Source organism: Promicromonospora sp. NPDC023987, assembly GCF_040639055.1.
In the GTDB taxonomy this organism is placed as follows: Bacteria; Actinomycetota; Actinomycetes; order Actinomycetales; family Cellulomonadaceae; genus Promicromonospora.
In genome coordinates, this window is the sequence record NZ_JBEZZF010000110.1 from 1 (window position 1) to 10,563 (window position 10,563).

12 protein-coding genes are annotated in these 10,563 nt (G+C 66.5%); 8 read left to right on the forward strand and 4 right to left on the reverse strand.

All coding sequences use genetic code 11. From position 1 onward, the window contains the following. Window positions 1–215: 215 nt before the first annotated feature. Entirely contained in the window at window positions 216–371 is a 156-nt protein-coding gene (locus AB0F40_RS26280) for a hypothetical protein (protein ID WP_357474975.1), read from the forward strand. A gap of 54 nt (window positions 372–425) precedes the next feature. Here AB0F40_RS26280 and AB0F40_RS26285 read toward each other — a convergent pair whose 3' ends face one another. Further along, entirely contained in the window at window positions 426–1,742 is a 1,317-nt protein-coding gene (locus tag AB0F40_RS26285; protein WP_357474978.1) for a hypothetical protein, read from the reverse strand. A 245-nt stretch (window positions 1,743–1,987) separates the two neighbouring features. Then, window positions 1,988–3,085 carry a DUF4238 domain-containing protein gene (locus tag AB0F40_RS26290; protein ID WP_357474981.1) on the reverse strand — a complete coding sequence of 366 codons (1,098 nt, stop codon included), beginning with the start codon at window positions 3,083–3,085 and terminating at the stop codon, window positions 1,988–1,990. An 843-nt stretch (window positions 3,086–3,928) separates the two neighbouring features. Here AB0F40_RS26290 and AB0F40_RS26295 point away from each other — a divergent pair. From AB0F40_RS26295 to AB0F40_RS26315, 5 genes are all read left to right on the forward strand, one after another. Further along, the gene (locus tag AB0F40_RS26295; RefSeq protein WP_357474984.1) at window positions 3,929–4,195 is read left to right on the forward strand and encodes a hypothetical protein; all 267 of its coding nucleotides are present in this window, start codon (window positions 3,929–3,931) and stop codon (window positions 4,193–4,195) included. Beyond that, window positions 4,192–4,503: a type II toxin-antitoxin system PemK/MazF family toxin gene (locus AB0F40_RS26300; protein ID WP_357474987.1), complete on the forward strand. Its 312-nt coding sequence runs from the start codon at window positions 4,192–4,194 to the stop codon at window positions 4,501–4,503. Before AB0F40_RS26295 ends, AB0F40_RS26300 begins: the two co-directional genes overlap by 4 nt. 769 nt (window positions 4,504–5,272) lie before the next feature. Next, entirely contained in the window at window positions 5,273–5,761 is a 489-nt protein-coding gene (locus AB0F40_RS26305) for a hypothetical protein (RefSeq protein ID WP_357474991.1), read from the forward strand. Between the two features lie 85 nt (window positions 5,762–5,846). After that, the gene (locus tag AB0F40_RS26310) at window positions 5,847–6,770 is read left to right on the forward strand and encodes an LD-carboxypeptidase (protein WP_357474994.1); all 924 of its coding nucleotides are present in this window, start codon (window positions 5,847–5,849) and stop codon (window positions 6,768–6,770) included. A 327-nt stretch (window positions 6,771–7,097) separates the two neighbouring features. After that, window positions 7,098–7,505 carry a carboxymuconolactone decarboxylase family protein gene (locus AB0F40_RS26315; protein ID WP_357474997.1) on the forward strand — a complete coding sequence of 136 codons (408 nt, stop codon included), beginning with the start codon at window positions 7,098–7,100 and terminating at the stop codon, window positions 7,503–7,505. A 28-nt stretch (window positions 7,506–7,533) separates the two neighbouring features. Here the strand turns inward: AB0F40_RS26315 and AB0F40_RS26320 are convergent, their stop codons facing one another. After that, window positions 7,534–7,914 carry a helix-turn-helix domain-containing protein gene (locus AB0F40_RS26320; RefSeq protein ID WP_357475000.1) on the reverse strand — a complete coding sequence of 127 codons (381 nt, stop codon included), beginning with the start codon at window positions 7,912–7,914 and terminating at the stop codon, window positions 7,534–7,536. Between the two features lie 112 nt (window positions 7,915–8,026). On the opposite strand from AB0F40_RS26320, the gene AB0F40_RS26325 reads away from it, so the two are divergent. Together AB0F40_RS26325 and AB0F40_RS26330 are read left to right on the forward strand one after the other, a co-directional pair. Then, window positions 8,027–8,935, forward strand: a complete 909-nt coding sequence (locus tag AB0F40_RS26325) for an NAD(P)-dependent oxidoreductase (protein WP_357475002.1) — start codon at window positions 8,027–8,029, stop codon at window positions 8,933–8,935. Next, window positions 8,932–9,831, forward strand: coding sequence for an NAD(P)-binding domain-containing protein (locus tag AB0F40_RS26330; RefSeq protein WP_357475005.1), 900 nt, complete (start codon window positions 8,932–8,934; stop codon window positions 9,829–9,831). The genes AB0F40_RS26325 and AB0F40_RS26330 overlap by 4 nt, the downstream gene beginning before the upstream one ends. Window positions 9,832–9,946: 115 nt before the next feature. On the opposite strand, the gene AB0F40_RS26335 is transcribed toward AB0F40_RS26330, so the two are convergent. Continuing rightward, complete coding sequence (locus tag AB0F40_RS26335) at window positions 9,947–10,468, reverse strand: hypothetical protein (RefSeq protein ID WP_357475008.1); 522 nt, start codon at window positions 10,466–10,468, stop codon at window positions 9,947–9,949. Window positions 10,469–10,563: the final 95 nt, after the last annotated feature.

Below are 10,563 nucleotides of genomic sequence, written 5' to 3' on the forward strand. Positions count from 1 at the left end.
CGGGGTCCTGGAGTCTTGTTCACTGCCACCGGGCCGAGGTTACGCTCCGCCACTGACGTTGAGACCTGCCACGCTCATCGCTGATCTGGATCAGATCGGCGAAGTGACCGCAGCCATGCTCTCGCTGCTCCGCCGAAGGGTTCTGCATCCATCTGCACGAGAGGCAGCAACGATTGTGCGACCTCGGTTGCGGTCGCTACCTGGCTGTCGGTGAGGTGCCCGGACAGAGCCAGCTCGTCGAACTCGTCCTGATCGACGATGCCGGCGAACGCCTCGGAGCCCAGCGAGTTGCCGACCTCACGCACCAGTACGGCGACGGCCTCACCGAACCAGCCGTCGTCTACGTCGTGCCTTCTGCCGGACTCGCATGATTCTCAACGGGCCTTGAGCGTCGGTGAGGCGAGCGTCCTCAGAGTCGTGACGACCTACCAGTTGCTACCCTCCTTGCGCGAGAGCGGGTCGTTACCCCAAGCGGGATCCTCATCGGGAAAGCCGCTCGGTGGTTCTCGTCCGTCGTACTCCCACTGATCCGGTGGCGGCCCAGCTGCTCCGATGGCGAAGCACCAGCCACTGACCGTACGGCGCCAGGCGTACCAAGCCTGGCCGTCTTCACGGATCTTCATTGTGATCCCGTGCTCGGCGGGTAGGCCGTGACGGTCCTGCTCGTCGTCCAGGAACGCAAGGACTCGCTTCCGGTAGCGCCCACCCTGGTTGATGTACCAGCCCCGCTGCCACGTTGCGAGCTTCTGCAAGGCCTCCGTGGTCTCCTTGAACTCTCGCCGATCAAGCGGTCGGCCGCGTTCGTCAGTCCCGTCAACGCCGGCGTAGCGCTTCAAGCGCTCCTGCTCATCGGCGGCTGCTTGTTCCTTGGCCTTCGCCCGCTTCTTGCGGTCCCTCTCAGCCTGGCGGAATTTCGATAGAACTTCCCATCCGGTCTTAAAACTTGGAGCTTCGGCGATCTGCTTACCCCAGTAGATGTCGAAGCGGCGGACTGTCCTGCTACGAATGTTGAGCCTGACCACGAGTAGAGCCTTGGCGCGAACTCGACTCCAGCGGGTGCCGTGGTTATCAAACTCGATCCATCCGAAAGCCAGCTCGTAGTTCGAATAGAGGGCGAGCAAATAGATGAATGGCAGAAGGCCGATCGTCATCCAGATGGGTAGCGCCAGTTCGAGGAGGATGGCCTGGCCGTCGAGGTCGTTCCATCTCACGATGATCTGCTGGATGTTGAAGGCGAGGAGCCCGAGGCCGATCGTGGCGAGGACGCCCTCAGCCAAGAGTTTCGCCGGCCTGTGCTCGGCCGTGCGCGCGGCTAAAGCCCCCACGATGGCGACCACAGCAACGAACGGTTGGAGTAGCAGTTCTGCGACGAGAGGCAGGACGAACAGGTTGGTCAGAAACTCCAGAAACACCGAGATCCCTACGACCGCCGCGATTCGATTCCGGAAGTAGCGTCGATCCTTCGTGACGTCGCTGACGTTCAAGAATAGGACGAACCCGGTCACCAAGAACCAGACGATCGTCTCCTTGAGTAGGTCCCAGCTCCACAGAGACACGAGCGATCCCAACCACGCCTCGAACGCGACGTAGCCGACCAAGATGCCAACGAGCACCAAAATCCGCAAGTTTGCGAACACCAGGATGATGTCCCGCAGTCCCGAGCGTGCGCTCTTGATCGACAAGACCACGACGAGAAGCGCAGCGAGCAAGATGAGCGTCGCCCATTCACGATTGTCGAGCACTGAAACCGTTCCTTAGCTGTGTCGTTTCATATGTCAACAGAGCGCTCCCACTATTACCAAGTATGCAGCGTGTCGGGGTCGGCGGTCACCATGTGCGCGAATTTGAAGTGCGCACACCCATGTCATTGCCGAATTGACCTCTAAGATCAAGGGCGCGGCTCCGCCGCGCCGCGCGGGGCCCCGCGATGGGGCCCCGCGCTATGGGCCGCAAGCGGCCCTCCGCGCACCCCACCGCACCCCACGCGCTACCGGTCGCTCCCACCTGACCATGTGAAAGTTCGTCCCGGGATCGGCCATTCGATGTCCGAGATAGAGACGCCGCGCCCGTCGTCGCCAGCCCGAGCCGTCTCGAACGCGGGCGAGGGCTCCAAAGCGTCGAACAGGCCCTCCTCTGAAATCAGGCCGGCTCCTGCATTCGCGCCGAACTCTCGGCTTCGCTCGTCCGGCATTTGGTACCGCTCAAGCAGCTCGCCATCGTCCGGATGGAGGTAGATGCGCTGGCGGGCGCTTGTCAGGACGCTCTGATTGATTGAGTCAGCAAGTTTGGTGGAGCCCGGGATCTGCATATCTGGCATCGCGGTACCCAGTGACGTAGTCGTTGGCCTAGAAATCACCAGGGCAACGTGCCGGCTAAGCGGGATAGCGAACCCAGCCGCGGTTGCGAGGCCGATGCCATCCCACCGTTCAGCCTCAGGATCGGGCAGCAGGGCAACCGGATGATCGCAAGTCAACAACGACTTTCGAGTAAACCGATCGATCGACCACTGCATATCAGTGAACATGCGAGTCGTGCCCGGAAGTAGTTCGGCAATCTGCTGGATGTGCTGGCGAGAATCGGCCTGGATCTTCGGCCCGCCGGGCTGTGTAAGTTCCTGCCACTCCGCATCCAGCCGATCCTCCCCAACGTCGACACCCTCACGTTCTTCGATCAGCTTCCTCAGACGCGCCTTGCCTGATGTGCCTATAACCAGCCGATACATGAGGGCCTGCACCTCAACCTGACCGTTGCGAATTCCCTCGGTTCGAAGATGTTGGAGGGCAACCCACACCGCTAGGCTCTCTTTGGCTTCAGGAGTGATTGGCCAGACTCCAGCCAGTATCGCCTTTAGTGCTGTGGCGGCTGGCGCCTCAATCTCGGCGAATCGTCTTTCAAAGTAGTCCGACGTTTGACCGGGTGCTACCTCTACGGAGTAGAAGTCTTTTATGACACTCGCATCGTTAATGGACGACTTGTAGCTCCGACCGTCTTTTAGTCGGTGCTGCTGTATTTGCCCTTCGTCAGAAGAAAATCCCTTAAGGTAAAACCTCGAAACCGTATGTTGCCTGCGCACCTGTTTTGCCATGTGCCAACGATAGGCAGTCTGGGATCGGGTGCGAAGGATGAAGTTCGGAACCCATGGGGGCGCTTTCGGATTCTTGGCTGGTCGGGGTCAGCGCCCGTAGATCGCGGACGGTCACGGCGGCCGGCGCCCGTAGCCGGCTATGTCGAGCAGCCGCCTAACAACCGCCCGCAAGAGGCCGGCGATCCAGACCATCCGACGTCGGAGCACGAGTCCGGGGGAGCGATGGGTGAGTCAGCTCACCAGTGGAACGACGTCCAGCTCTCGGAGGATCTTCATCGACGAGGCACCACGTCAAGGCCGCTCCGCGTCACTGCGTGATGGCGCAAACGCCAGCCTTGACCCGGCACCACGACGACGAAGAACGTGGCAGGGAGCCGAACGACGCCCCACCCCGAACGCGCCAGGATGCCTCCGTTTTCGCTCCGGTTTGCAGTCGGCATCCGTGCCAACGCATCCAAGCCGGTCGAGGCGCGACAAGAGCGTCTGCGCAGGTCAGCTGGGTTGTGTGGTTCCACGTGCAACGCCATACAAGTGCCCTCTCCAACCCCACCGCTACCGCACCACCGATACCGCACTCCGGACCGAACGAAACGGCCCTGACCAGCATCTTTGCCGGTCGGGGGCGATCGTCGTTCCCCGAGATTCATCACTTTCCCATGGCATTCGACTCGGGAGAGTCGCTGTCGGCTTGGTTGACCAGCAGGTCCAGGACCACCCGAACGTCGGGCGCAATGTGCGGCCGCTTGACGTAGTGCCGCAGCGTCGTCGCCTCCGTCGAGTGACCGAGCTGTGCCGCCGCTATACGGGTTCACAAGTGTCATGAAATCTGCCATGATATATGCCATGAGCGAGACAACGACCATCACCATTGCACGCGCCACGAGGCAGCGGCTCGCCCACGTCAAGTTCAACGGCAAGCCGCTCAAGACGGCGGACGAGACCGTGGCCGCTCTCATCGAGGAGCACGAGCGCCGCCAGTTCTGGGAAGCGATGGACGCCATCGATCCTGACGAGTACGAGGCCCAGACCCGCGAAGAGGGTGCATGGCCGACCGAGGGCGAGTATGCCGCCGAGGAGCAGATGATCCGTGGTCAGGAGACCACCGCGTGATCGTTCAGCGCGGTGATGTCATCTGGCTGTCCATGGACCCCACCGTCGGCCGCGAGCAGGCGAAGCATCGGCCGCATCTGGTCCTGTCGAATGCCCGTCAGCATCGGTCTATGCGACTGGCGATCGTGGTCCCGCTGACCGGCACCGACAAGCCTTGGCCGACCCGCGTTGAGGTGGCGCCGAAGTCCTACGCGATCTGCGAGCAGCCCCGCACCGTCTCCCTGGAACGCGTCACCCGACACGACCCGACAGGGCACGACACGACCGCCGTCGCCGCCATCATCCACACCCTGATCGACCCTTCCTAGCTCGGGCTGTCGACGCGTCACCGCCTCGCGGTGATGGCCGGAATCCATGATTTACTCATCACTTTCAGATCGGGCACCGACCAACGAGGGCCGACGCCATACACCCGTTGTCGGGTGAACATGCAGACCAACGGGGTTGTGCTCCAACTGCACCTCACGTGGAACAAACCGTTGTGCTGAGCTCACCGCTACCGCATCCCGAGTGACATCGAGCCCCTGGACAGCCCAAGTGCTGCCCAGGGGCTCGATTGTTGGAACAGGCTCCCGCCGAACCGCCTCCGGGGGGCCGTCGGCCTGTGCCCGTTGAACGGGCTGATCGATGACGATCTGGAGCTCCAGGGGCGATGGTCGCCACCATCGAACATGGTGAGGGCTTGTGTGAGCCCCGCACCCGTAGGTGGCCAGGCGTCGACGCCGACGAGTTCGGGGACGTCCTCACGCGTGGCGCGAACCCTTGCCTGAGCCTACGATTGTGTGCCACATTGGGTCCTATGTAACACAGCGAGGTGCCGTGCCGAGGTTCGTCATATGGAATGTAGCGTTCGACGAGCGAAACAGACATGCCACCAACCGCGCGACCGAGGCGCAGATCCGGAGCGTGTTGTCCGGCACGATCGAGGCGGCGCGCAACAGGAAAGGGCGATCTGCTGCCTACCTCTACCGGGGCATCGCCGACGACGGGTCGCACTGGACCGTTGCGTTCAACTACGACCCTGCCACGCATACCGCCAGACCAATTACAGCGTTCTAGCAGTGAGAGGAGAACGTCATGAGCTCGACGCCACGCGACCCTTCAACGCTGACCGATGCTGACCTGCCAACGATGACTGAAGAGGAAGAGGCGCTCTACTACGAGGCGAACGCCCATCGCCTGAACGAGATCTTTGACGAGGATGCAAAGGTCGAGTTCGAAGTGCCCGAGGACGCTACGACGACGATCACCGTTCGTCTGAAGCGGAGCGAGCTCGATGTCCTCTCGCATGCGGCGGAGTTGCGCGACCTCAAGCTCTCGACATTCGTCCGTGAGTCCGCGATGTTGGTTGCTCGTTCCCCTCAGGCAACTGCACTCCCGGGTGACGCCGCCACGGTGAACCGGAAGCTGGCGGCCGTCAAGAAGCAGATCCTGGACCTGGAAGGACTCATCGCGTCCAAGCCGGTGCCGAGCAAGAACAAGCGGACCAGCGCTGGTACAGGGAAGCCTCGGATCGCCGACCCCGAGGCCGCGAGTGGCCAACCGGGAGCGCGCAAGTCTGCGTGAAGCTCTATTCCCGCACCTGCCGTCGGGGCCGATGGCGGTCTACGCGGGAGCGGCCGCGCGCCGCCGGCCAGGTAGGGTCCCGCGCATGGCGCGACTCCCTCAGCCCCGGTCCGACCTCGCCCGACCGCGGAAGCTCGAGCCCGACGACGTGGTCGCGCTCGTCTCGCCGGCCAGCTGGAGCGATGAGTCGTGGGTGGCGGAGAGTGTCGCGACCATCGAGTCCTGGGGTTTCCGGGCGCGTGTCGGGCGCCACGCCACCAACCGGCTCGGGTATCTGGCCGGTGGCGACCGTGAGCGCGCCGCAGACCTCGACGCCGCGATCCAGGACCCGGAGGTCAGGGCCATCCTGTGCCTGCGAGGCGGCTGTGGCAGCCTCCGACTGCTCGGAGACGTCGACACTGACGCCCTCCGGTCGGACCCCAAGCCGCTCATCGGGTTCAGCGACATCACCGCACTGCACCAGGTGTGGCACCGGGCCGGTGTTCCGTCGGTGCACGGCGCCGTCGCTGGGACTCGCATGGACACCGTTCGGCAGCTGCTGGTCGGGGAGCGCGGGGAACCGGTGTGGTGCGACCGCAGCCAGTTCGGTGCGGATCTCACCACCACCGGCACAGCTTCCGGACCGTTGTTCGGCGGCAACCTCGACATGCTGGCCCGCACCGTCGGCGTCGTCGACAACGACCTCGAGGGTCATGTCCTGCTGCTGGAGACTCACCGCGAGGTCGGGCTCGGGATGGTCGACCGCGCAGTGACCCAGCTGCTGCTGTCGGGCGCGCTCGCGGGGGTGTCAGGGGTTGCGGTGGGTGCGCTGGAGGGGTTCGAGGACTACCAGGACCGGGACTGGACCGTCCTGGACGTGCTGCACGAGCGACTGGGCTCGCTTGGGGTGCCGATCCTCGCCGGGCTGCCGCTCGGCCACCTCGAGAGCCCGATATCGGTCCCGCTCGGGGTCGAGTGCGTGCTCGACGCGGACGCGGGGACGTTGACCGTTGCTCCGCTGACTGCCTGACCCGGCCCACCGTTCTGGGTAGGCCGCGCTGTCCCGGCGCAGCTCGACCGTGAAGCCACGCAGGGCGTCGGGCCGGCGGGCCGAGTCAGATCCGTACTCGTACCGGATTTCTTCCTGATCGAGGGGAAGCGTCGCAAACGGCACGTATGCGGGCACACGACAAGCGTAGGCCGGGTGCCGTCGGCGGGTGGAAAACCCGGGTGACCTGCGTAGATGCCTTGCGCCCGCACCCGGTCATGGGCTGGACTTGGGCTGCGCCCACCGGCGCTTGCTCCTGTGTCACTGATTGAGCACCACACCCATGCCGGCAGCTCAGAAGGAGAACCGATGACGGAGAACGAGGCCCTGCGCGCGGAACGATTCGCAGCGGGCCAGGCGGTCCTGGACACCGTGCACGGAGACGCCGGACACGGAGTCATCGACTCCCTCGCCGACATCGCCCCCGAGCTCGGGCACCAGATCGTCGCGTGGGGTTACGGGGACATCTACTCCCGCCCCGGGCTGGAACCCCAGCAGCGTCAGCTCGTGACCCTCGGCATGCTCACCGCGCTCGGCGGATGCGAGCCGCAGCTCGAGGTGCACGTCGACGCATCCCTCAACGTGGGCCTGACCCCGCAGCAGATCATCGAGACGTTCCTGCAGAGCGCCGTCTACTGCGGGATCCCGCGGGCGTTGAACGCCGTGGCGATCGCCCGGAAGGTGTTCGCCGAACGTGGGCTGCTGCCGCTGACCTGACACGCGCCCTGGCTCCGCCGATCCGGAGTCAGGGCCGTGGGAGGGTCGCTGCGTCGCGGTGCTCGACCAGGTCCGACCGCTCCCGCCGGATCCGGTCGACGCCCCAGGCCCCGAGCGGCGCCAGAGCGGCGTTGAGCGTGCGGCCATGCTCCGTGAGCGAGTACTCGACGCGCGGCGGCACCTCGGCGTGCACCTGGCGGTGCACGAGACCGTCCGCCTCCAGCTCGCGAAGGTGCTGGGTCAGCATCTTCTCGCTGACGCCGGGCAGCCCGCGCCGCAGCTCCGCGAACCGGCGCACACCGTGCTCGTCGAGCTCCCAGAGGATCAGGCCCTTCCACTTGCCGCTGACGACGTCGAGCGCGGCGTCGATGCCGCAGATGTAGGGGCCGTTGCGGGGCGCCTTCGTCATGCTGCTCCTCCCACGTACCAATTGGTAAGTACCCCAGTAATTAGTGGGTACTTCCATGATCGTACGTCGCTCGCCGAGCATGGGTGGGTACCCACCGACCGAGGAGATCTTGATGACTCACCCCGAGGGCACCGGTGTCACGGTGCTCGGACTGGGCGCGATGGGCAGCGCCCTCGCCACCACCCTGCTCGACGCCGGTCACGCCGTGACCGTCTGGAACCGGACCCCGTCCCGTGCCGCCGACCTGAGCGCACGGGGCGCCGAGGCGGCGTCGACCATCGATGCCGCAGTGGCGGCCCAACCCCTGATCGTCGCCTGCCTCCTGGACCACGCGTCCGTGCACGAGGCCCTCGACCCGGTCATCGCCGGGATGCGGGGGAGTGCGCTGGTGAACCTGACGACCACCACACCGAACGAGGCGCGCGAGCTGGCCTCGTGGGCGGCAGAACATGGTGTCAGCTACCTCGACGGCGCGATCATGGCCACCCCGCCGATGATCGGCACGTCCGAGGCGTCGATCCTGTATAGCGGCTCACCGGAGGTGTTCGACGCCGTCCGGCCGGTGCTCGACCGTTGGGCGACGAGCACCTACGACGGCGAGAACAGCGGCCTGGCTTCGCTCTTCGACCTGGCGATGCTCTCGGGCATGTACACGATGTTCGCGGGGTTCCTCCACGGCGCGGCGATGGCCGGCTCCGCGGGGATGAGCGCCACCGATTTCGCGGCACGCGCCACGCCGTTCCTCAGCGCGATGACCGCCGGGTTCGCGCTCGACGCCGCGGTGATCGACGGCGGCGACTACACCGTTCCCGGGCAGCAGAGCCTCGAGTTCTCCGACCTCGGCCACCTCGTGCGCGCGAGCGAGGAGCAGGGCGTACACCCCGCGCCCATCGCCGCCGTGCAGGAGCTGATCAGCAAGCAGATCGCCGACGGGCACGGGGCCGAGGGCTTCGCCCGGCTCTACGAGAGTCTGCGCGCGGACCGCACCGAACGCACCGACCAAGTGGAGACCCTCCGATGAGCGCACCCGTCACCCTCATCGGCCTCGGCCCGATGGGCCAGGCCATGGTCCACTCCCTGCTGCGCGAGGGCCACCCGGTCACCGTCTGGAACCGGACGCCCAGCCGAGCCGCCGACGTCGTCGCGGCCGGTGCGGCACTTGCCGCCACGCCCGCCGAGGCGCTCGCGGCGAGCAAGCTCGTGATCCTGAGCCTCACCGACTACCAGGCGATGTACGACATCCTCGGACCCGTCACGGAGGCGCTCGCCGGACGCACGCTCGTGAACCTCAGCTCGGACTCCCCGGACCGCACCAGGGCCGGCGCCGCATGGGCCGAGGCGCACGGCGCGCGCTTCCTGACCGGCGGCGTCATGACGCCCGCGCCGATGGTTGGCACGGAGGCCGCGTACGTCTACTACAGCGGCCCGGCGGAGCTGCTGGAGTCCGCCTGGGACGCGTTGGCGGCGATCGGCACGCCGCAGCATCTCGGCGAGGATCCTGGGCTGGCGCAGCTCATGTACCAGGCCAACCTCGACGTGTTCCTCACCTCGCTGGCGTCGCTCCTGCATGCCACCGCCCTGCTGGAGTCGGGCGGGATCAGCGCCACGAGCGCGATGCCGGAGCTGATGCGGACATTGGCCGGGATCTCCGAGATGCTCGAGGTGGGCGGGAACCCCGGTGTGGAGATCGAGGTGGGCGAGCACCCGGGCCACCTCAGCACGGTCACCATGATGGGCGCGACCGCCGACCACGTCGTCGCCGCCAGCGATGCTGCCGGCGTGGACAGTGGCCTGCCCGCCGCAGTCCAGGCGTACTACACCTGGGCACGTGACCACGGCCACGGCGGCGACAACTGGACCCGGATCATCGACGCCATGCGGCCGGGGGAAGGGTCCGGCGCCACGCCCGCGGCCTGAGGCTGGAATCGGGGGCCCGCGCGGCGGCTCCGGCGCGCGGCAGCTCCGGCGGGGTGGGTTCGTCGCTGCGGCTCCGGCGCAGCGGGCCCGCGGCGCGGCTCCCGGACAGGCCTGGTCAGCCCCTGCCGATCCGACGGCGGGGGTCCAGGCCGGAGTCGGCGAGGCTCGTAACCATGCCACCGGGCGCGAAAGCCCGTTCCGCCCGCAGGTCGTGCACGACGGCCCGGAGCAGGCCGGGGAGAAAGTCCCGACCTCTGCGCACGCACCAGGGGAGTCCGGCCTTGAAGAGCCAGACCAGCCGCTCCCACGCCGACGGCGGGTCGGGCGCGGCAGGGAGCCGGGCGGCGAGGCCGTCGACCCGCGCCGCGTCGTCCGTCCCCGCCGCGCCCCCGGCAGGCGAGAACGGGGTTGTGTCCGTGGCAGAGGGCGTCACGGACACAACCCCGTTCTCGAGGCCCGGAGACAGCCGAGCGAGGGTGCTCGCAGCGGCCAGCGCCAGGCCGCGGTGCCCGGCCGGTGACGGGTGCACGCGGTCGATGTGCCAGGCCTTGGCGCCAGCAGGGGCGATCGCTTGCGCGGCGTCCACCACGACCACTCGCCCGGGCGCCGAGATCGGTCCTTCGCTCCAGCGCTGCATCGAAGTCGGTCCCTTGCACCGAGATCGGTCCATCGATGGACCGATCGCGGGGGACGGGGACCACATGGCCCCCCGGGGCGGGGGACACAACCACA

What these genes read in the sequence shown, in the direction of transcription:
- AB0F40_RS26315 (WP_357474997.1), top strand. Translation starts at nt 7,098, where the DNA reads ATGACGGAGAACGAGGCCCTGCGCGCGGAACGATTCGCAGCGGGCCAG.
- AB0F40_RS26290 (WP_357474981.1), bottom strand. Translation starts at nt 3,085, where the DNA reads ATGGCAAAACAGGTGCGCAGGCAACATACGGTTTCGAGGTTTTACCTT.
- AB0F40_RS26335 (WP_357475008.1), bottom strand. Translation starts at nt 10,468, where the DNA reads ATGCAGCGCTGGAGCGAAGGACCGATCTCGGCGCCCGGGCGAGTGGTC.
- AB0F40_RS26295 (WP_357474984.1), top strand. Translation starts at nt 3,929, where the DNA reads ATGAGCGAGACAACGACCATCACCATTGCACGCGCCACGAGGCAGCGG.
- AB0F40_RS26330 (WP_357475005.1), top strand. Translation starts at nt 8,932, where the DNA reads ATGAGCGCACCCGTCACCCTCATCGGCCTCGGCCCGATGGGCCAGGCC.
- AB0F40_RS26310 (WP_357474994.1), top strand. Translation starts at nt 5,847, where the DNA reads ATGGCGCGACTCCCTCAGCCCCGGTCCGACCTCGCCCGACCGCGGAAG.
- AB0F40_RS26325 (WP_357475002.1), top strand. Translation starts at nt 8,027, where the DNA reads ATGACTCACCCCGAGGGCACCGGTGTCACGGTGCTCGGACTGGGCGCG.
- AB0F40_RS26305 (WP_357474991.1), top strand. Translation starts at nt 5,273, where the DNA reads ATGAGCTCGACGCCACGCGACCCTTCAACGCTGACCGATGCTGACCTG.
- AB0F40_RS26320 (WP_357475000.1), bottom strand. Translation starts at nt 7,914, where the DNA reads ATGACGAAGGCGCCCCGCAACGGCCCCTACATCTGCGGCATCGACGCC.